This window comes from Bacillus sp. FSL K6-2431, assembly GCF_038005165.1.
In the GTDB taxonomy this organism is placed as follows: Bacteria; Bacillota; Bacilli; order Bacillales; family Bacillaceae; genus Bacillus; species Bacillus pumilus.
This window is the reverse complement of record NZ_JBBOSQ010000001.1, coordinates 954,114-975,427: the sequence shown is the minus strand read 5'-3', so window position 1 is coordinate 975,427 and position 21,314 is coordinate 954,114. Positions and strand designations below refer to the sequence as shown.

General features: G+C 41.9%; 21 protein-coding genes and 1 riboswitch. Of the genes, 16 read left to right on the top strand and 5 right to left on the bottom strand.

All coding sequences use genetic code 11. The features are described 5' to 3' along the window. Positions 1 to 37 precede the first annotated feature (37 nt). Positions 38 to 156: riboswitch (SAM riboswitch) on the bottom strand. 81 nt (positions 157 to 237) lie between these two features. Further along, a complete protein-coding gene (locus MHH40_RS05030) occupies positions 238 to 729 on the bottom strand; it encodes a YajQ family cyclic di-GMP-binding protein (RefSeq protein WP_003211707.1) in 492 nt (163 codons plus the stop codon). A 237-nt stretch (positions 730 to 966) separates the two neighbouring features. Here MHH40_RS05030 and MHH40_RS05025 point away from each other — a divergent pair, with 237 nt between their 5' ends. The 3 genes from MHH40_RS05025 to MHH40_RS05015 all read left to right on the top strand — a co-directional run bounded on the left by MHH40_RS05025 (position 967) and on the right by MHH40_RS05015 (position 4,671). Further along, the gene (locus tag MHH40_RS05025; RefSeq protein ID WP_340900712.1) at positions 967 to 1,815 is read left to right on the top strand and encodes a CvfB family protein; all 849 of its coding nucleotides are present in this window, start codon (positions 967 to 969) and stop codon (positions 1,813 to 1,815) included. Positions 1,816 to 2,047: 232 nt separating this feature from the next. Continuing rightward, positions 2,048 to 3,025 carry a BMP family lipoprotein gene (locus MHH40_RS05020; protein WP_268458893.1) on the top strand — a complete coding sequence of 326 codons (978 nt, stop codon included), beginning with the start codon at positions 2,048 to 2,050 and terminating at the stop codon, positions 3,023 to 3,025. After that, entirely contained in the window at positions 3,022 to 4,671 is a 1,650-nt protein-coding gene (locus tag MHH40_RS05015; protein ID WP_340900710.1) for a methyl-accepting chemotaxis protein, read from the top strand. The genes MHH40_RS05020 and MHH40_RS05015 overlap by 4 nt, the downstream gene beginning before the upstream one ends. A 48-nt stretch (positions 4,672 to 4,719) precedes the next feature. Here the strand turns inward: MHH40_RS05015 and MHH40_RS05010 are convergent, their stop codons facing one another. Continuing rightward, the gene (locus MHH40_RS05010) at positions 4,720 to 5,577 is read right to left on the bottom strand and encodes a DegV family protein (protein WP_050945322.1); all 858 of its coding nucleotides are present in this window, start codon (positions 5,575 to 5,577) and stop codon (positions 4,720 to 4,722) included. A 140-nt stretch (positions 5,578 to 5,717) separates the two neighbouring features. On the opposite strand from MHH40_RS05010, the gene MHH40_RS05005 reads away from it, so the two are divergent. Continuing rightward, the gene (locus tag MHH40_RS05005; RefSeq protein WP_003211320.1) at positions 5,718 to 6,560 is read left to right on the top strand and encodes a YitT family protein; all 843 of its coding nucleotides are present in this window, start codon (positions 5,718 to 5,720) and stop codon (positions 6,558 to 6,560) included. 14 nt (positions 6,561 to 6,574) lie between these two features. Then, positions 6,575 to 7,030 carry a BsuPI-related putative proteinase inhibitor gene (locus MHH40_RS05000; protein ID WP_044139906.1) on the top strand — a complete coding sequence of 152 codons (456 nt, stop codon included), beginning with the start codon at positions 6,575 to 6,577 and terminating at the stop codon, positions 7,028 to 7,030. A 61-nt stretch (positions 7,031 to 7,091) separates the two neighbouring features. On the opposite strand, the gene MHH40_RS04995 is transcribed toward MHH40_RS05000, so the two are convergent. From MHH40_RS04995 to MHH40_RS04985, 3 genes are all read right to left on the bottom strand, one after another. After that, the gene (locus MHH40_RS04995; protein ID WP_003211719.1) at positions 7,092 to 7,283 is read right to left on the bottom strand and encodes a DUF3813 domain-containing protein; all 192 of its coding nucleotides are present in this window, start codon (positions 7,281 to 7,283) and stop codon (positions 7,092 to 7,094) included. Further along, complete coding sequence (locus tag MHH40_RS04990) at positions 7,280 to 7,432, bottom strand: hypothetical protein (protein WP_008348539.1); 153 nt, start codon at positions 7,430 to 7,432, stop codon at positions 7,280 to 7,282. Before MHH40_RS04990 ends, MHH40_RS04995 begins: the two co-directional genes overlap by 4 nt. Positions 7,433 to 7,520: 88 nt before the next feature. After that, positions 7,521 to 8,333: a Cof-type HAD-IIB family hydrolase gene (locus MHH40_RS04985; RefSeq protein ID WP_050945320.1), complete on the bottom strand. Its 813-nt coding sequence runs from the start codon at positions 8,331 to 8,333 to the stop codon at positions 7,521 to 7,523. Positions 8,334 to 8,469: 136 nt separating this feature from the next. Here MHH40_RS04985 and MHH40_RS04980 point away from each other — a divergent pair, with 136 nt between their 5' ends. The 11 genes from MHH40_RS04980 (at position 8,470) to argF (ending at position 21,227) form a co-directional block, all read left to right on the top strand. Then, positions 8,470 to 9,255, top strand: coding sequence for an alpha/beta fold hydrolase (locus MHH40_RS04980; protein ID WP_340900706.1), 786 nt, complete (start codon positions 8,470 to 8,472; stop codon positions 9,253 to 9,255). Positions 9,256 to 9,300: 45 nt separating this feature from the next. Further along, entirely contained in the window at positions 9,301 to 9,609 is a 309-nt protein-coding gene (locus tag MHH40_RS04975) for a metal-sulfur cluster assembly factor (protein ID WP_003211530.1), read from the top strand. Positions 9,610 to 9,730: 121 nt separating this feature from the next. Then, positions 9,731 to 11,176 (top strand): FAD-binding oxidoreductase, encoded by a 1,446-nt coding sequence (locus MHH40_RS04970; RefSeq protein ID WP_050945317.1) that lies wholly within the window; start codon positions 9,731 to 9,733, stop codon positions 11,174 to 11,176. After that, the gene (locus tag MHH40_RS04965; RefSeq protein ID WP_253622735.1) at positions 11,173 to 11,721 is read left to right on the top strand and encodes an MFS transporter; all 549 of its coding nucleotides are present in this window, start codon (positions 11,173 to 11,175) and stop codon (positions 11,719 to 11,721) included. Before MHH40_RS04970 ends, MHH40_RS04965 begins: the two co-directional genes overlap by 4 nt. Before the next feature lie 137 nt (positions 11,722 to 11,858). Then, entirely contained in the window at positions 11,859 to 12,896 is a 1,038-nt protein-coding gene (argC, locus tag MHH40_RS04960) for an N-acetyl-gamma-glutamyl-phosphate reductase (RefSeq protein WP_340900705.1), read from the top strand. 20 nt (positions 12,897 to 12,916) lie between these two features. Beyond that, positions 12,917 to 14,137, top strand: coding sequence for a bifunctional ornithine acetyltransferase/N-acetylglutamate synthase (argJ, locus tag MHH40_RS04955; protein ID WP_050945316.1), 1,221 nt, complete (start codon positions 12,917 to 12,919; stop codon positions 14,135 to 14,137). Between the two features lie 14 nt (positions 14,138 to 14,151). Continuing rightward, positions 14,152 to 14,928 carry an acetylglutamate kinase gene (gene argB, locus MHH40_RS04950; protein ID WP_113386936.1) on the top strand — a complete coding sequence of 259 codons (777 nt, stop codon included), beginning with the start codon at positions 14,152 to 14,154 and terminating at the stop codon, positions 14,926 to 14,928. Beyond that, a complete protein-coding gene (locus MHH40_RS04945) occupies positions 14,925 to 16,076 on the top strand; it encodes an acetylornithine transaminase (protein ID WP_106029955.1) in 1,152 nt (383 codons plus the stop codon). Before argB ends, MHH40_RS04945 begins: the two co-directional genes overlap by 4 nt. A gap of 69 nt (positions 16,077 to 16,145) precedes the next feature. Next, on the top strand, positions 16,146 to 17,207 hold the full coding sequence (locus MHH40_RS04940) for a carbamoyl phosphate synthase small subunit (RefSeq protein WP_340900702.1): 1,062 nt from the start codon (positions 16,146 to 16,148) through the stop codon (positions 17,205 to 17,207). After that, positions 17,200 to 20,280: a carbamoyl phosphate synthase large subunit gene (locus MHH40_RS04935; RefSeq protein WP_340900701.1), complete on the top strand. Its 3,081-nt coding sequence runs from the start codon at positions 17,200 to 17,202 to the stop codon at positions 20,278 to 20,280. The genes MHH40_RS04940 and MHH40_RS04935 overlap by 8 nt, the downstream gene beginning before the upstream one ends. Beyond that, positions 20,277 to 21,227 carry an ornithine carbamoyltransferase gene (gene argF, locus MHH40_RS04930; RefSeq protein WP_050945307.1) on the top strand — a complete coding sequence of 317 codons (951 nt, stop codon included), beginning with the start codon at positions 20,277 to 20,279 and terminating at the stop codon, positions 21,225 to 21,227. The genes MHH40_RS04935 and argF overlap by 4 nt, the downstream gene beginning before the upstream one ends. Positions 21,228 to 21,314: the final 87 nt, after the last annotated feature.

Genomic DNA, 21,314 nt, shown 5'->3' with positions numbered 1-21,314 from the left:
ATAAGAAGAAGACTTTTTGGCTGTATCGTAATTCTTCTTCTTATCTTCCAAGCAGTTGCTTGCTGGATTTAGCACCTTGGTCATAGAAAATATATTTCTACTACACCGGTTGCTGAGGCTTCACAGGGCCAGTCCCTCTGCCTCTCTTGATAAGAAAGCGATATGAACATGTCAATAAATTGAACTTCCATCCACTGTATCGAAAAAATCGGAAATAATCAATGGAAAATTTGAAATTTATCGAAAATTTATAAATTGAACGTCAATCGGTAAATCTGCCTTGCGCATAAGAGAAATAACCTCTTGTAAATCATCTTTATTTTTTCCTGTTACACGCACTTGGTCATCTTGAAACTGTGACTTCACTTTGATGCCGGATTGCTTAATGAGTGCATTGATCTTTTTGGCGTTGTCTTGATCAATTCCGCTGATCAGTTTCGCGCGCTGGCGTACGGTTCCGCCAAGGGCATGCTCGGTTTTTCCGTAGTCGATGTTTTTAGTTGGAACATTTCGTTTGATCAGCTTTGACACAAGTACATCTTTTAGCTGCTCCAGCTTAAAATCATCATCAGAGATGAGCACGAGCTCCTCTTTTTCAAGAGAAATATCACTTTTACTTCCTTTAAAATCATAACGGTTTTTAATTTCCTTCAGCGCTGCTTGAACGGCGTTTTGCACCTCAGGCAGTTCAACCTTTGATACAATGTCAAATGAGCTTTCTTTTGCCATAACGCATGACCTCCATGGATAGATATTGCGTCTATTTTATCATGCAACGTGGAGAAGAAGAAACTTTATCAAAGAGATGAGTCAAAGAGTTCTGCCAGCAGCGGTATAAATCGCGTTCGGTTTGACCACTTTAGCTAACAGAACTAGAGATGTTCATGTGAGGAGAAGTATAGTAGAATAAAGTGAATCAAAAGATGAACGAACGCTCTTTTATGAGCAGATAGGAAGGAAGAGAACATGAGACCAGGTGAGCAACTGACCTTGCAAATAGAGAACGAGATGGAATACGGCTACTTTTTGACAGATGGTGAAGATTCTGTCCTCTTGCACCGCAGTGAAATGACAGAAGATATTGGTGACCAAGATGAAGTAGAGGTCTACTTATACGTAGATCATGAAGAAAGACTAGCTGCGACGATGAAAATACCGACAATCAATGCGCATACATATGGCTGGGTAGAAGTCGTAGACGTCGTAGAAGACATGGGCGCATTTGTGGATGTCGGGCTTTCAAAGGATGCACTTGTTGCAACAGAACATCTACCGCCTTTCGAGGAAGCATGGCCGAAAAAAGGAGACAGACTTTACTGTATGCTGAAAGTCACAAGCTACGGCAGAATGTTCGCAAAGCCAGCCACTGAAGATGTGATCAGTGAATTGTTTACAGAGGCACCCGAAACCTTAATGAACAAAGAAATCACTGGTACGATTTATCGCTTAATTGCGACAGGCTCGTTTATGCTGACAGATACAGGCGTGCGAGGGTTTATCCACCGCACGGAACGAAAGGAAGAACCAAGATTAGGATCGACCGTGACAGGACGCGTCATTGCAGTGAAAGAGGATGGGACCGTGAACGTTTCTCTGCTCCCTAGAAAACAGGAAGCGTTATCTGTCGATGCAGAAGAAATTTTAACCTATATGAGAACGAGAAATGGTGCCATGCCTTATGGAGACAAAAGTGATCCAGAAGACATCCGTGAACGATTCCAAATGAGCAAGGCAGCCTTTAAACGAGCATTAGGTCATTTGATGAAAAACGGCCTAGTCTACCAAAAAGAGGGCTGGACATACGAGAAAAAATGAGCAGCGTGAAAGAGAACCCTAACCTCATGGGTTTTCATATCACACTGAAATGAAGAAAAAGGGATAAAATCATCATGGTTTTATCCCTTTTTTTATATTTGTGATAAATAATGGGTTTTTTTAGTGAAAAAAGTCATGAAAAAAGCTGAAAAACCTTCACTTAATCATTGAAACAACGCCTCTCAAATCCGATAAGAAAGGAGTAAGGATGACAAAAGGAGTGTGTGTTTGGATGAAAGTGAAAATTTCATTGCTTCTGTTGGTAGCCGTGCTTATGGTGCTCGCCGCATGCAGCAATCAACAAGGGGAACCACCAGCATCAAATGCGAAGCATATTGGCGTTATGCTCACAGATGATGGTCTTGGTGATCAATCATTTAACGATTCATCGTTTAAAGGATTAGAAAAAGCACGTGATGACCTAGGTATTGAATTTGATTATAGAGAAATTGCAGAAACCGATACATATGAAAAAGGACTGACCGAGCTTGTAAAAGCTGGCAATGATCTCGTCATCGGGGTAGGCTTTAGTATGCAAGAAGACTTAGAAAAAGTCGCAAAGAAATATCCGAAGAAGCACTTTTTGCTCATCGATGCCGTATCTGAGCTGAAAAATGTGACCTCCGTGACGTTTAAAGAAGAGCAAGGCAGCTATTTAGCGGGCGCACTTGCTGCCATGACAACGAAAAGTGATGTCATTGGATTTGTTGGCGGTGTCGATGCGGAGTTGATCCATCGTTTTGAAAAAGGGTTCCAAAAAGGCGCCAAATCAGTGAATCCGAACATCAAGATCTTATCCACCTATGCTAATACGTTTAGTGATGCGGACAAAGGCAGTAAAATAGCCAAAGGCATGATCAAAAAGAAAGCAGACGTTTTATATGCCGCAGCTGGCTATACAGGTGTCGGTGTATTAAAAGAAGCGCAAGCGCAGGGCAAATATGCCATTGGTGTAGATAGTGATCAGTACTACACCGCTGAAAAAGCGGTGATTTCGTCCATGGTAAAAAAAGTCGATGAAGTGGTCTATCAATTCAGCGAACAGCTCGTCAAGAGCAATCAAATCAAAAATGGGCATGTTATCTACGACTTAAACAATGACGGAATCGATATGGCAAGAATTCGGGTGCTCAAAGATGCTGAAACATTGACCAAAAAAGTAAATGAACTGAAGCAGAAATTGCTAAAAGATGAGGGGGACGCATCATGAGCTTGCGCATCAAAATTTTACTCAACTCACTCGTCTCACTTCTTTTAGCAGTTGGCGTCATCGCCTTTATCATTGTCAGTATGACAAAGATCCAATCATCAAATGAAACAGAAGTTCAAGCCTTATTAAATGTTCAAAAAACGAAGGCAAGCTTTGAAAGCGTCGAACAAACCATGACCAATTATTCAATGACCCTTTCTGATGAACAGCTAGAGGTTGTTCAAACCGGTATTTCTACAGCAAAAAAACGGCTGCAAACGTTAAACAAACATGCAGGAAATATAAATAAAGATGAATTAACAAGGTTAAATGCAAAATATGACACGTGGACCAAGGAAGCAAATAATGCCATTGGTGAAAAAAACGCATCGGATGCAAGACGGGTCGCTGCAAGAATTGATGGTGTTTTAAACGACATCCATACAATGAATAAAAGAGCAGAAGAAGCATATAAACAAAATCTAGAGAATACAGCGGATAATGTGCAATGGATCATCACAAGTGCACTCGTCGCAGCCCTCACACTGATTGTCATTGCTGTCTTTTTAAATATTGGATTAACAAGATCCATCGTGACACCGATTAAATCACTTTCCTACCGAGCGAAGCAGATCGCAGAAGGCAACCTTGCTGTCGAGCGAATGGACATTCAGCGTAAGGATGAAATCGGCGGCTTGAATGAATCCTTTAATCAAATGACAGATCAACTGATTAGTTTGATTAAAGAAATCAGTAATGTCTCAAGTCAAGTAGAGACATTCTCGATCCAGTTAGATGATGAAAACAAAAAGCTGATGGAATCTGCAAATCAAGTATCTGTCTCGACAGACGAAATGGCAAATGGGTCACAGGCCATTTCAGAGGATCTCCAGCATGGCGTTAGCTTGATTGAAAAGATGGATCAGCATGGACGTAAAAATTCCGAACGTTCACAAACAGTCATCCAAAGTACAGGGGATGCGATAGAAGCAGTGGAAAGTGGAAAGCACACGTTAACAGAAACCAAAACGGCGATTGAAAAAAATACACATGCCACAAGGCAAATCGAGCAGTCGGCAGGAGAATTCACGCAATATGCTAGTGGGATCTCGGCTATGGCCAAAACAGTTTCTGACATTGCGGATCAAACAAACTTACTTTCGCTAAATGCAGCGATTGAAGCGGCAAGAGCAGGTGAGGCTGGAAAAGGCTTTGCCGTTGTAGCAGATGAAATTCGTAAGCTAGCCGACGAATCATCTAACGCTACAAGACAAATCTTTGATATGGTCAGTCATATTGAAAGAGGCATTCAATCCATTAGTCAAACTGTCAAAGAAGGAGTCAAGCTTTCACTTCAACAGCAGGATGCGATGGACAAAACCTCACACTCCTTTGAAGATATAGAAACAAAAGCGCAGCACATTAAACGAGAAATGGCGGTCTTAAATGACCAAATTGTTCAATCAACAGAGCTTGGCGGACAAGTACTCAACTCGATTGAAAATATTAGTGCGGTTGTAGAAGAAACAGCAGCTGGCAGTGAAGAAATTTCTGCCTCGGCCAATGAACAGCTGCAATCTTTCCATCAAATGAACAAACAGGTAGAAGAACTGATGAGTATGACGGCAAGGTTAAATGAAACCGTCCACCGTTTTAAACTTTCATAAGTCATAAGAAAAGCACCCTTCCCGTGATGTGTCAGGGAAGGGTGCTTTTTATGATGGTTTGCCTGTAAAGAAGATGGCAAGCGTACCTGGGCCTGAATGGGACCCAACAGCTGCGCCGACAATCTGAATATCAATTTCTTTTGGATGAAATTCGGCTTCAATCAATTCTCTCATGTCTTCTGCAAGTGCAGGATCATCACCATGACTAATGCCAACAGTTTGATTTGACCAATCCGTTCCACGTTCTTTCATCAGTTCAATAATGCGTTTCAACAGCTTTTTACGTCCGCGGATTTTCTCAAGGGGGATGAGCTTTCCATCCTCGACGTGTAAAATGGGCTTAATACTCAATAAACCGCCAACAAATGCGGACGCTTTACTAATTCTTCCGCCTCTTGCTAAATACGATAAATCGTCTACAGTAAAAATATGTTGTAAAGATTCGCAAAAATGCTTTACAGACGTTTCAATTTCTTGTATTGTATTTCCGTCAATGGCAAGTGATTGAGCGTGTTTGACAGCAAGCCCATAGCCGAGTGAAGCACATTTAGAATCAATGATTCGTAAATCAAAATCAGGGTATTCTTCCTTCACTTCGTTTGCCATCATCACAGCGGTTTGATATGTACCAGAAAGCTCTGATGAAAAGGCAACATAGATTGCAGATGTATGGGTTTGTGCGAGAGAAACAAAGGCTTCTTTGATTCGGTTTGGTGAAGCTTGTGACGTTTTTGGGCTAGCGCCTTGTCTCATCGCATCAAATACTTGTTTTGGTTCAATGGTGACCAAATCTTCAAATTCCTCTTCGCCAAGCAATACACGGAGCGGAATAACCGTCATGTTATGTTCATCATAATAAGAAAGAGGCAGATCAGCAGCACTGTCTGCTATGATATGAACAGTCATCAAAATCCCTTCTTTCTAAAAAAATCAGCCATATTTTACAACTTTTTAGCCTAACTATATCACAGAAATCAACTTTTCGTGTTCAAATTCTAAATTTTAGGGAAAACCATAGAGAGAATGGTAAGTGGAGGAATGACAATATGTTCATCGGAGAAGCAAAAAAACTCATTGTCGTCGTCATTGGTGCACTGCTCAATGCGATTGGACTAAATTTATTCTTAATTCCAGCTGATGTATACGCGAGTGGGTTTACAGGGGTAGCCCAGCTGTTATCTAGCTTAATGGATCAATATGCGCCATTTTATGTATCCACAGGGATTCTATTATTTATTTTAAATATTCCAGTCGGCATTTTAGGGTGGATGAAAGTGGGCCGTTCCTTTACGTTTTACAGCATCATCAGTGTGGCCCTGACGACCATTTTCCTCGGCATCTTACCAGAAACGAGTGTTTCACATGATATTTTACTAAATGCTGTGTTTGGCGGCGTGATATCAGCAGTAGGGATTGGGATCACGCTCAAATTTGGGGCATCGACAGGCGGACTCGACATCATAGCCATGATCTTAGCGAAGTGGAAGGATAAACCAGTCGGCACGTATTTCTTCATTTTAAATGGTATCATCATTTTTACAGCAGGATTATTACAAGGTTGGGAGAAAGCATTATATACCCTTGTCACATTGTATGTGACCACAAGGGTCATTGATGCCATCCATACAAGACATGAGAAGCTGACCGCGATGATTGTGACGAAGAAGGCTGATGAAATCAAGGAAGCCATTTATGGAAAAATGGTCAGAGGTATTACGACTGTACCTGCAAAGGGAGCTTTTACCAATGAGCCAAAAGAAATGATGGTGATCGTCATTACAAGGTATGAGCTGTATGAACTTGAACAAATTATTAAAGAAGTCGATCCAAAAGCCTTTACAAATATTGTGCAAACAACTAATATTCTTGGATTTTTCAGACGAGATTAAAAGGTGGGTAGCGAATGAAAAAAGGGTTGGTGCTTCTTCTCGTTGTATTGATTTTAACCGCTTGTGGACAACAAAAAAAGGATGAACCAAACAAGGAGGTATCAGGTCAAATGGGAGAAAAAACGGTTGTACTCACAGTAGACCCCGTCCAGAAAGGTTCTTCGGTTCAATTTAACATGTCACTGAAAAATGAATCAGATCGAGATATTGAATTTACCTTTAACACAAGCCAGAAATTCGAGCTCAGTGTGTATGATGAAAACGGAAATGAACAATACCGCTACTCAAAAGACCGTATGTTCACTCAGGCCATCCAATCATTTGTACTAAAGAAAGGCGAAGCCTATGATTTTCAAGATACGTGGTCAAATGGTGTCAAGCCGGGAACGTATGAAGCGGTCGTCACATTTAAAGGAAAAGCAGAAGGGCTGAAGCAAATCACGGAAAAGAAAACGTTCCAAGTGAAATAAGTGCTTTCAGCTTCATGAGAAACAGAAAAAGCTGTCCGATGGTGTGGACAGCTTTTTTATGTTAGAGATCATCGAGCAAGTCTTGGAAGGTATGCAGCTGGTTTCTTTCTGCATCTGTCGAATTGGCAAATGCAGATGATACGGCATTTTTGGCTCGTTTGACCGCCTGTTGACGCTCTAACCCAGATGGAAATGAAGAAGTAAGGGCTTCTTCAGTAAATGATTTGGCTTGATCAAAAAGTTCGTTTCTCACAATGAACCTCCAGAAGCATCAGTCTTCATATTTCCCCTGTCCTCCGCAGCTTCTTCAAGCGTAGAACGATAAGGAAAACGTGCATCATGCAGACTGACTGAATCTTTACCTTGTTGTATAAAGCGTTTCGATTTGCTTCTTTTACCCATTCGGAATCCGCCCCTTTACACAAGCTGACAGGACAACCTGTCTAAAGGTAGTATGCCCGCTTCCATCTGGTATGTATGAATGGAAAAATTAAAGCGAGAAGTAATTCGTTAGAAACTTTGCAATTCCATCTTGTTCGTTTGTATCAGTGACTTCATTTGAAATACGTTTCACAGCATCGATTCCGTTGCCCATAGCCACACCGCATCCAGCAAATTCAAGCATTTCTAAATCATTGTCTTCATCTCCGAATGCCACAATCCGCTCCTGTGGAACGCCGTAATAATCACTGATCTTTTGCAGTCCAACGGCTTTGTTCATGCCTGTTTTAATGATCTCAATCACGTGCCACGGAGCAGCCCATCGCCTATGATCAATCACTTCTGCATGAACATCTGATAAATAGCTTCGAATGGCTCCAACGTCCTCTTCTTTTGCGTGAATTAACACGCTCGTCACATTCTCTCCAAGGTTGTCTCTAAGGTCTCCAACAGTAACTTTATTTGCATTCATATTAAATATATCAATGAGCTTCTCATCATGATAATGGAAATACAAATCGTCTAACACTTCAGCTAGCACATTGTGTACTTTATACTCCTCACTAATGTCTACAAGCTGTTTAACGACTTGAAGATCAAGTGACGTATGAAACCTTCCCCATTTTTCATCAAGAGGATGATGGACAAACGCTCCATTAAAATTCACAATGGGTGAATCAAGCTGTAATTGCTGATAATAAGGAGAGCTGGAACGAAATGGCCGTCCGGTTGAAATACAGACATGATGCCCGCTGTCTTTCACTTTTTGAATGACGTCAAGTGTGTGTGTAGAGATGGTTTTATCATCTTTTAATAACGTGCCATCCAGGTCAAGTGCGATTAGATAAGGTTTAGTCTCCATAAAATCTCCTTTGATCTGTAAGTGATAGGAGGCAGTTCTTGCGGCGCCTCTACCTATAGTGTATCTTTATCACATCTTTGTTGTCTACATGTTAAAATAAACAAAGACGGGAATGATAAAGGAGGATTCATAGGCTGTGATCACCATTGATGAGCAAATTGCGCGCGATATTCCATTTTTACATATCGTAAAAACTGAAAATAAAAACAAACCGCTGCCGCTTGTATTTTTTATACACGGATTTACAAGTGCACGCGAGCACAACTTACACTTCGCCTTTCATTTGGCGGAAAAAGGCATGAGAGTGATTTTGCCTGACTGTGCTTATCATGGTGTAAGATCAGAAAACCTCAGCTTAGAGGAACTGGCGTCAAGGTTCTGGGAAATTGTCCTGAACGAAATACGTGAAATCGATATACTCAAAACATTTTTTCAAGAAAAACAATTGATTGAAGCCGATCTGATCGGTGTTGCAGGTACTTCCATGGGCGGCATCACGACCTTTGGTGCACTCGCCAAGCATGATTGGATTAAAGCGGCAGTTAGCTTGATGGGCAGTCCGAAATATACGACATTCCTACAAGCACAAATCATGAACATGCGGAACAAAGGGTTGATGAAAGAAATTACAGACGAAGAGGTTCATCAGCAATTAGACGCGCTGCGTCCTTATGATTTAACGCTGCAAACAGATCGATTAAACAAAAGACCGCTGTTATTCTGGCATGCAGAAAACGATCCAGTTGTCCCTTATCGGCATGCAAAAGCTCTTTATGACGAGTTAGTAGCAACCCAATATAAAGAAGATCCGCACCTGATTCGTTTTATTACAGATGGACAAGCTGGCCATAAGGTCTCAAGACAGGCAATGTTTGAAACGATTGACTGGTTTGTGACACATCTGAAAAGCACAAACGTTTAGTCAAAAGAAAAAGTACGTTATACTAATGGAAAAGGAGTGGATATCATGGATGAAGCATTGAAAGAAAATATTTTAGGCGCCCTAGAACAGGTGATTGACCCTGAGCTGAATGTCGACATCGTCAACCTTGGACTTGTCTATGATGTCGATCTTGATGAGAATGGAAAAGCGGATATCACGATGACCTTAACATCAATGGGGTGTCCCCTTGCACCAGTTATCGTGGATGAAGTGAAAAAAGCATTAAGTGATCTTCCAGAAGTGAAAGAAACAGAAGTTCACATCGTATGGAATCCGCCTTGGACACGAGACAAAATGTCAAGATACGCAAAAATCGCGCTCGGTATTCAATAAGCACAAATGAAAATGCCTGGTATGAGTTGAACTCATGCCGGGTTTTTTTATGAAAAAATAAGGTGGAGGAAGAGAATAGTACGATATAATGGGTGTAATTTCATAGAACGGAGTACCTATAATGAAACGAAAATGGTTATGGATTGTTCTTTTGATGGGATATGCTGCTGCATTTTTTACATCAATCACCATTCGTGAGGAGCAAGCACACAAAAAACAAGACCTTGAGGCATTTACAGATGTCAGTCATCTCATGCCTGTTAAAATAAAAAAAGTCGTTCAAGGTAAAGAAATAGACACTTTAAAAGAAGTAGTAGAAGAAGCGAAAGCAAAAAACCTGCCGATATCCATTGCCGGCAAACAGCATAGCATGGGCGGCCACACGTATTATGAAAATGGCATCGTGCTCGATATGACAGAATTCCGCCAAATTTTAGCATTTGATAAAAAAAAGAAAACCATCCGTGTCCAAAGCGGCGCTACATGGGATGATATACAAAGATATGTCAACCCATATGGTCTTGCCGTGAAGGTCATGCAATCACAGAACATCTTTACGATTGGCGGTTCCCTTAGTGCAAACGCACATGGACGTGACATTCGCTACGGATCACTCATTGACACCGTTCGTTCTTTCAGATTGTTAAAAGCAGATGGTGAGATTATCACAGTGAAGCCAGGCGATGATTTATTTACTGCCGTTATTGGAGGGTACGGCTTGTTCGGTGTCATTTTAGATGTTGAACTTTCCTTAACAAAGGATGAATTATATAAAATGGAGACAACCTCTCTAAATTACGATGAATACACTGATTATTTTCAAAAACATGTCAAACAAAATAAACAAGTACGCATGCATCTTGCCAGAATCTCAACATCGAAAACCAACTTTTTGAAAGAGATGTATGTAACGAATTATTCCCTCACTTCACAACAAGAGATCGAATCATATCAAGAGCTGAAAGAGGATCAACTCGTTATGCCACTCAAATTTATGCTCGGTCTTTCAAGAAGGTTTGATATGGGGAAAGATCTGCTATGGAATTTGCAAAAGAAGTATTTCCAAAGTCAAAATGATCAGCTGATCACAAGAAATAATGTGATGCGCTCAGATTCTGCTTTTTTAGACTATGAGAATGAGTCAGACACAGATGTACTGCAGGAATATTTCGTCCCAGTGGACCGCTTTCGTGCGTATATCGATGAAATGAGACACTTTTTACAACAGGAAGATTTGAATTTAATGAACATCACGATTCGCTACGTACAAAAAAATGAAAAAGCGGATCTCTCATATGCGAAAGAAGATATGTTTGCCCTTGTTCTTTTAGTGAATTATGGTTTTAAGAAAGAAGAGAAGGCAGAAGCAGAGCGGATCATCCGGCAAATGACAGATATCACGCTACGGCACCATGGAAGCTATTACTTACCGTACATGCCTTATCAAACGAAGGTACAAATGAAACAGGCGTATCCTAAAACGGATGTGTTCTTCCAAAAGAAAAAGCAAGCAGATCCGGATGGCAGGTTTATCAATTACTTTTATGAAAGGTACAATACACAATGAATGCAAAAGCAATGAAATGGTTCGTCTACTCACAAAGTCTGCTGTTTTTCGCCAGCAGTTTGATTTTCCCTTTTTACATTCTTTTTATTAAAAATGTTGGATCAAGCTACTCTCAGTTTGGTCTTGCCTATGGCCTGTTTGGTTTAAGCGGAGCGTTTATTCATTTACTTTTAGGGAAACTGCCCGAAACCACCGATAGGCGGCTCTTTTTGATTATTCATTCGTTCGGTATGGCATTTCTTTTGCTGCTATTTCCGCATATAACAGAAGTCGCGCAAGTGTATATGATTCAGCTGGTACTTGGTGCACTAGGCGGCTTTCAAAAGCACGGGGAAAAACTCATCGTTACGGAACTGACAACAGAGAATAAAAGAATGAAGGAGGTCGGCCGCTATCATTTTTGGACAGCTCTTTTTTCATCGATAGCAATTATGCTTGGCGGCCTGTTTGCAGATTTCTTCACCGTTTACTTCATTTTTTATGCAAGCTCTATCATATATTTATGCAGTGCTCTCATGATCATCTTGATGAAATATGAAAGATAAATCCGCATATCTCACGTAGATATGTGGATTTTTTTATGAAAAAAAATGAAAAGAAATATTAAATATACAATTGAATTAATTTTTATACATGTTATAATGTTAAATAATTTCACAAAGATCAAGAGGGTGTATTGACGTTGAAAATAGGTATTATAGGTGCTACGGGATACGGTGGTGCGGAATTAGTTCGTATCTTCAAGCAACATCCACACGTGGATGAATGTATATTGTATTCATCGAGTGGTGATGGGCAATTATACAGTCAATCTTATCCGCATCTCACAACGATTACTGATCAAACATTAAAAGCCATTGATCCTGCTGCCATTGTGCGAGAAACAGATGCTGTGTTTTTAGCGACACCAGCAGGCGTATCAAGTGAACTCACACCGAAGCTCATGAACCAAGGAGTGCCTATCATTGATTTATCAGGTGATTTGCGCATTCAAGACGGTGCAACCTATGAAGCTTGGTATAAACGAAGGGCAGCTGATCAAGCATCTGTTCAACAAGCTGTGTACGGGTTATCTGAATTGAATCGTGAAACGATTGAGCAGGCTGAAGTTATTGCAAATCCAGGGTGCTTCCCTACCGCAGTTCTTCTCGGTTTAGCACCGCTGATGAAACAGAATCTAATCGATGAATCTATGATCATAATAGATGCAAAAACAGGAGTGTCCGGTGCAGGACGATCTGCCTCACTTGGAACGCATTTTTCAGAGCTAAACGACAACTTCAAAATTTATAAGGTAAATGAACATCAACATACACCTGAAATAGAGCAAATATTAAGAGAATGGAATACGCACACGGCGAATATCACATTTTCAACGCACCTTGTCCCGATGACAAGGGGGATTATGGCGACGATGTATACCCAGCTGAAATCAGATATCACAAAAGAGGAATTGATGAAGCATATGAAAGGCTTTTATGAAGATTCCTATTTTGTCAGAGTGAGAGATCACGGGGTGTATCCGCAAACAAGGGAAGTATACGGCAGTAATTTCTGTGACATTGGCTTTCATTTAGATGAACGTACAGGCAGACTCACGATTGTGTCTGTGATCGACAATCTCATGAAGGGCGCAGCCGGCCAAGCGGTTCAAAACTTCAACATCATCAAAGGCTTAGATGAAGAGGCGGGCCTCACAATGACACCTCTCTATCCATAAGAACAGGGGAGACAACAAACATGATCGAATTGAATGAAAAAAGCATTGTTAAAATAGACGGTGACGTATCATCACCAAAAGGCTTTGAAGCAAAGGGGATTCATATTGGATTACGTTATTCAAAAAAAGACCTCGGACTGATCGTCAGTGAAGTGCCGGCAGCGAGTGCAGCGGTATACACACAAAGTCACTTTCAAGCTGCGCCTCTACAAGTCACTCAGAAAAGCTTAAAAAAGACAGGGCAATTAAAAGGGGTCATTGTCAATAGTGCCATCGCCAATGCATGTACCGGTGAGCAAGGTTTGAAGGACGCATACGAAATGCAGGCAGCTTGCGCAAATATGTTAGGGGTAGAACCTGATTACATTGCTGTTTCTTCTACTGGTGTCATTGGAGAGTGTCTGGATATGGAGAAAATCAAAAAAGGCATCACTCAGCTGAAAGAAGCAAAAGCAGGAAATGGTCATTTTGAAGAGGCAATCTTAACGACAGATACAGTCATTAAAAACACAACATACACCCTGACGATAAACGGCAAAGAGATTCTCATTTCAGGTGCAGCGAAGGGCTCAGGTATGATTCATCCAAACATGGCAACGATGCTTGGCTTCGTGACAACGGATGCAAATGTCGAACAAGAAGCTCTGCAAAACGCACTGCGTGATATTACCGATGTGACCTTTAATCAAATTACTGTCGACGGAGAAACATCGACAAACGATATGGTACTCGTGATGGCAAATGGCATGGCAGAAAATGATGTGCTAAATGAAGAGCATCCAGAATGGCCATTGTTCAAAGAAGGATTAAAGCTAGCTTGTGAGGATCTTGCCAAAGAGATTGCAAGAGACGGAGAAGGTGCAACGAAATTAATTGAAGCGCAAGTCGCTGGCGCTAAAAATCATTTAGAAGCCGGCATCATAGCGAAGAAAATCGTCGGTTCAAGCCTAGTGAAAACAGCCGTATACGGCACCGACGCCAACTGGGGGCGTATCATTGGAGCGATTGGCCATAGCGCAGCGTCCGTCACACCACAAGAGGTAGAAGTGTATTTAGGCGGGCAATGTCTGTTTAAACATAATGAACCGCAGCCATTCTCAGAAGAGGAAGCAAAAGCGTATCTAGAGCAGGATGAGATCACGATTTTGATTCAAATGAATGAGGGGAATGGTCAGGCAGCGGCATGGGGCTGTGACCTTACCTATGATTATGTGAAAATTAACGCGAGCTATCGCACATAATGAAGGAGATAGACATGGATAAAACGATCGTATTCAAGTGTGGAGGCAGTGTCATTCGAGAACTTTCAGATACCTTTTATGAAAATGTCCGCTCACTTCAAGCTGCTGGATTTAAGCTGGCTATCGTCCATGGCGGAGGCCCTGAAATCACGAACATGATGCAAAAATTAGAAGTGGAAACAGAATTTGTTGACGGGCAGCGCAAAACAACGAAGCCAGTATTAGAGGTAGCGGAAATGGTCCTTTCAGGAACGGTCAATAAATACTTTGTATCAGAGCTCGCAAAGCATGGTATCTCATCTGTCGGCGTGTCTGGGAAAGATGGTCAGATGCTTGTCGCTGATTTTCTTAATCAAGACGTGTACGGGTACGTTGGTGAAATCAAAGAAGTGCATCCAGAGATGGCAGAAGCATTAATGGAAAAACAATTTATTCCTGTGATTGCACCACTGTCTATGACAGAGGAATGCCAAACGTTAAACGTAAACGCTGATTTAGCAGCATCAGCTGTCGCAGGAGCGATGAAAGCTGATAAGCTCATGTTTGTTACAGATGTGGAAGGCATTTTAAAAAATGGCGAGCTATTAGATGTCGTCACCGAACAAGAAGCTCTCACGCTCATTGATGAAGGCATTATTTCCGGGGGAATGATTCCAAAGGTGCAATCCGCTTTGAGTGCTTTATCAGGAGATGTGAATGAAGTCATGATCGTGAATGGCAAAGGCAGTATCTTTACAGGGGAAACCTTTAAAGGAACAAGAATTGTGAAGGAAAAGGAGGCGGTCCTGTGAGTCATCTCTTTCAAACTTATGGACGGTGGAATGTTGAAATTAAAGAGGCAGCAGGTTCTTGGGCATTCGATACAAGTGGGAAAAAATATTTAGACTTTATACAAGGCATTGCGGTCACAAATCTCGGTCACAATCACCCAAAGGTCAATCAAGCCATCAAGAAACAGCTTGATCACGTCTGGCATGTATCGAATCTATTTGAAAATGGACTGCAAGAAAAAGCAGCAGAAAAACTGGCTGCAAACAGTTCAGGGGATCTCGTGTTTTTCTGTAATAGCGGAGCTGAGGCAAATGAAGGTGCAATCAAATTAGCGCGTAAAGCAACAGGGAAAACAAACATCGTGACATTTCTGCACTCTTTTCATGGGCGCACGTATGCTGGTATGGCTGCTACAGGTCAAGATAAAATCAAAACGGGTTTTGGTCCCATGCTGGAAGGCTTTCATTATGTCCCGTTCAATGACCCAGACGCTATTGCTGCATGTGAAGTCGATGATGTGGCAGCGGTGATGCTTGAGGTTGTGCAAGGAGAAGGTGGCGTAAATCCAGCGACAACAGAATTTCTAGAAGCTGTTCAAGCGTTTTGCCAAAAGCATGAAGCACTTCTGATCGTAGATGAGATTCAAACGGGTATTGGACGTACAGGAACAGCATTTGCATACGAACAGACGGGACTTGATCCTGATATTATCTCTTCTGCTAAAGGATTAGGAAATGGCTTCCCAGTCGGTGCAGTCATCGGGAAAAAGGCTTTAGGAGACGCATTCTCACCAGGTTCACATGGAACAACTTTTGGTGGCAACATGCTTGCCATGGCTGCTGTGAATGCAACACTCGATGTCATTTTCAAAGATGAGTTTCTGACAGAAGTCAAAGAAAAAGGTGCTTATCTGCTAGAAAAACTGCAAGATCTGAAACAACTGAATATCGTAAAAGAAGTACGCGGAAAAGGATTGATGGCAGGGGTTGAATGTCATCAGCCAGTCGGAGATTATATCACAGCTCTGAGAGAACAGGGGTTGCTAGTACTTCCAGCTGGTCCGAATGTGATTCGGTTATTGCCTCCGCTGAATGTAGAAAAAGCAGAAATAGATCAAGCAATAGAAGCGATGACTCATGTTTTAGCAAATGAAACAGTGACAGTATAAATTTTTTTACACCAAAACGCATAAAAATGCATTTATATTACTAATTATTCAATTTGGGGTGACACAAGCATGAAAGGTTATTTAAATTTAGAAGATGGAGCCTCTTTTGAAGGAGAACTGACAGGAGAAGCTGGCATGACAGGTGAAGTGGTTTTCTTTACAGGGATGACAGGTTACCAAGAGGTGCTCACAGACCCTTCCTATAAGGGACAAATCATTGTTTTCACATATCCACTCATCGGAAATTATGGCATTAATCATGAAGACTTTGAGAGCAAAAAACCACAAGTGAAAGCTGTCGTTGTGTATGAAGCAGCGGATCATTTCTCTCACCATCTTGCAGCGGTTAGCTTAAAAGATTATTTACAGAAGTGGAACATTCCGCTTCTGACTCATACCGATACACGTGCAGTCGTGCAAAACATCCGGGCAAATGGGACGATGAACGCTGTGATCAGTGTAGACGAAAACGAAACACCGCCGGCCATGAAACAAGACAATGTGATCGCACAGGTGACAGACGATGAAATCTACACTCAAGGCAGCGGCGAGGAACATGTAGCGCTTATTGATTTTGGCTTTAAAAAATCAATAGCAGATTCGCTTGAAGCGCGCGGCTGTAAAGTAACCGTCATTCCGTTCAAACATCTGGAAAAGGTGTTTGAGATTAAGCCAGATGCGGTCCTGCTATCGAATGGACCTGGAGATCCCAAAACAATGAAGCCATATTTAAAAACCATTCATGACATCATGATGACCTTCCCGACACTTGGAATCTGCTTAGGTCATCAATTAATCGCTCTTGCACTTGGCGGGGATACGTATAAGCTTCCATTTGGCCACCGCGGGGCGAATCACCCTGTACAAGATACAGAATCCAAACGTGTTTTCATGACAAGTCAGAATCACAGCTATGTGGTGAATGAAAAAAGCATGAATGACAAAGAAGTGGACGTGAAATTCCTTCATGTTAATGATGGATCTGTCGAAGGATTCATTCATAAAGAGAAGCTCATTATGTCAGTTCAATTTCATCCAGAAGCACACCCAGGTCCTGCTGAAAGTGAATGGGTATTCGATGATTTTATTGAGAAAGTGAAACAAGCAAGGAGAGAAGTTGCACATGCCTAAAGATCAAAGCATACAAACCATTCTAGTCATCGGGTCTGGTCCAATCATCATTGGTCAGGCAGCTGAATTTGATTACTCAGGAACACAAGGATGTATGGCCCTAAAAGAAGAGGGCTACAAAGTCATTTTAGTGAATAACAACCCAGCAACCATTATGACAGACGAATCATTTGCTGATGAAATCTATTTTGAACCGCTTTCAGTTGATTCAGTGACAAGAATCATCGAAAAGGAAAAACCAGATGGTCTTTTAGCCAACCTTGGCGGACAGACCGCTTTAAACCTTGCTGTCGAGCTCGAAAAAGCCGGTGTGCTGAAAAAGCACGGGGTAACCCTGCTCGGAACGTCAGTTGAAACAATTGAAAACGGTGAAGATCGAGAGAAATTCCGTGCTCTCATGAAGCAGTTGAACGAACCTGTGCCAGATAGTGAAATTGTGGATAATGCAAAGGATGCCCTTCAATTTGCAAAGGAAGTAGGTTTCCCAGTCATCCTAAGACCAGCATACACACTTGGCGGAAAGGGCGGCGGAATTGCTTTAACAGAAGAAGCGTTTAAACCGCTTATTGAAGGAGCCCTTTTAGCGAGCCCGATTCATCAGTGTTTAGTTGAAAAAAGCATTGCGGGCTTTAAAGAAGTCGAATATGAAGTCATGAGAGACCGTCAAAATACGTGTATTACGGTTTGTAATATGGAAAATATCGATCCAGTTGGTGTGCATACAGGAGATTCGATTGTCGTTGCACCTTCGCAAACATTAACAGACCAGGATTATCAAATGCTTCGTTCAGCAAGCCTGAAAATCATTTCAGCACTCGATGTAGTCGGGGGATGCAACATCCAATTTGCCCTTGATCCACTCAGTAAAGAATACTTTGTCATTGAGGTGAATCCGCGGGTTAGTCGTTCATCTGCTCTTGCCTCAAAAGCAACGGGCTATCCGATTGCTAAAATGGCAGCAAAGCTTGCGGTAGGCTATACACTAGACGAACTGAAAAACCCGCTCACAGGCACAACTTATGCTAGTTTTGAGCCGGCACTCGATTATGTCGTCGTGAAATTCCCGCGCTGGCCGTTTGATAAATTTAAACAGGCAGATCGGCAATTAGGTACAAAAATGAAGGCGACTGGCGAAGTCATGGCGATTGACCGTAATTTAGAGTCAGCCATCCAAAAAGCGGTCGCCTCTCTTGAAATCAAAACAAAGGGTTTCCACCTGCCAGAATTGAAAGACCAATCGACTGAACAACTATTTGAGCTTGTCAAAACACCAGACGATCGACGTTTCTTTGCTGTCATGGAACTTCTTTCAAGACAGGAAACGGTTGAAGCGATCCATCAAGCGACGAAAATCGATCTATTCTTCTTACATGTATTCAACAATATGATCACGCTCGAACAGGAATTGAAGAACCATGAAGGAACGCTCTCCAAAGACACCTTGAAAAAGGTAAAGGAAAAGGGCTTCCTTGATGAAACGATTGCTCTTCTAACAGGCAATAGTGAAGAGGCGATTAGACAGCTTCGTCAAGAATATGGCATTACGGCTTCATTTAAGATTGTCGACACATGTGCAGCGGAATTTGATGCAAAAACGAACTACTTCTATTCCACATACTTTGGCAAAAGTGATGGAGAGCATCAAGAGAAAACAAAACAGCGTGCACTCATCATTGGCTCTGGTCCAATTCGAATTGGGCAAGGAGTCGAGTTTGACTATAGTGCGGTGCATGGCGTTCTTACCCTGCAAAAGCTTGGCTTTGAAACGATCATGATGAACAACAATCCAGAGACGGTCAGTACGGATTATGAAATCGCAGATCGTTTATATTTTGAGCCCATTACATTAGAGCACATCTTAAACGTTGTGGAAGCAGAGCAAATTGATTTCGTCATCGTTCAATTTGGCGGACAGACTGCCATCAATGTAGCAGAAGGCTTAGAAAAAGCGGGCATTACGTTGTTAGGTACATCCTTTGACACGCTAGATGCGCTGGAAGATCGTGATCTGTTCTATCAGCTTCTTGATGAACTGAACCTACCTCATGCAAAAGGAAATACAGCTCATTCAAAAGAAGAAGCGCTCATGCATGCTAACAGCATCGGTTACCCTGTGTTAATTCGCCCATCGTATGTCATTGGCGGAATGGGCATGATTGTTGTCCAGTCAGAAGCGCATTTGACGTCACTACTTGATCAGCCAGATCATTTGCCGTATCCAATTTTAATTGATGAATATGTCACTGGAAAAGAAGTTGAAGTGGATCTGATTTCTGACGGAAAAACGACCTTCATCCCAACGATCGTGGAGCATATTGAGAAAGCAGGCGTCCATTCAGGTGACAGCTTTGCCATCTTACCAAGTGTCTCCATCAGCGAGGACATCAAACAGCAGGTGCATATTGCGTCCGAACAAATAGCGAAGAAATTAGCGTTTAAGGGCATTATGAATATCCAATTTGTGATCAAAGGGGATCAGGCGCTTGTACTAGAGGTGAATCCGCGGGCGAGCCGGACCGTTCCAGTTGTCAGCAAGGTGATGGGCATTGACATGATTCCGCTTGCGACTCAATTACTAGCGGGTGCAACGCTTGAAGAACTGAACCCAGTAACGAAAAACAAAGGGGGAACAGCGGTCAAATTCCCAGTCTTCTCATCACATGCCATTCAAGATATTGACTTAAAGCTGACACCTGAAATGAAAGCGACAGGAGAAGGAATGTGTGTAGGCAAAAACGCCGAAAGCGCCTTGAAAAAAGTGTTTGCATCGATCTGGCATCAGAAAGGTAGCCTCTTTATAAAAGGCAGTGAACAATTGGTAGATGAAGCAAAACATGCAGGCTTTGACGTCTGGACGGACAGCTTCGACACTTGGCTGCAAAACGAAGATAAATCCCTTCATATCCATTTAGGCGAGGATGAAGAGGCAAAAGAGCAACGTGTAAAAGCACTCACACACGGCGTCCAAGTTCTAACCGAATATGAAACAGTTCAAGCATTCCTACAAGGAAAAAATGGAGATGTATCACCAGTATCGCTCCAAGAATTATACAAAAAGGAAGTGACGGCATGAGTCAAGTTGACGTGCAACCGACATTATACGGAAAAGACTTTTTATCATTAAAAGATTTCTCAATCAATGACATTGCTTATTTAATTGAAAAAGCGGAAGAAATGAAACAAAACCCATACCAAGATTTATTCAAAGGGAAAACGTTAGCGATGATCTTTGAAAAATCGTCAACTAGAACCCGTGTATCGTTTGAAGCGGGAATGACGCAGCTGGGGGGACATGCGCTCTTCCTCAGCTCAAATGATTTGCAAATCGGCAGAGGAGAAACGATCAGTGATACAGCGCAGGTGCTGTCTGGCTATGTAGACGGCATTATGATTCGAACCTTTGAACATGAGAAGGTCGAGGAGCTGGCACAATACGCGTCCATTCCTGTCATCAATGGACTGACTGACTACTCCCATCCATGCCAGGCACTTGCTGATTTATTGACGATAAAAGAAGCAAAAGGAACATTAAAAGGAATCAAAGTCGCCTACATCGGTGACGGAAATAACGTGGCTCACTCCTTGATGGTTGGCTGTGCGCAGCTAGGCTGTGATATTGCAGTTGCATCACCAAAAGGCTATGAACCACTTCAAGAAGTAACAGACACAGCACGTGAATTTGCAAAACAATCAGGCGCAGAAGTCATCGTTACGACAGACCCTGTCGCTGCTGTCCAAAATGCAGATGTCATTTATTCCGATGTGTTTACAAGCATGGGGCAGGAAGCAGAAACAGAGAAACGCCTTGCTGAATTTAAAGAATATCAAGTCAATGATGAACTAATGCGTCATGCAGCAAAAGATTATATTTTCCTTCATTGTCTCCCAGCACACCGCGGAGAAGAAGTGACAGCAGACATTATTGATGGACCGCACTCAAAAGTATTTCAGCAGGCAGAAAACCGCCTGCATGTACAAAAAGCATTAATCAAAGAGCTCATGTATCAACAAACCAAATAAATGAAAAGCATCCCTGACTCGTAGGAGCAGGGACTTTTTGCATAAAGGATTGGAGAGGCAAGTCACGGGACATAATAACATCATCGA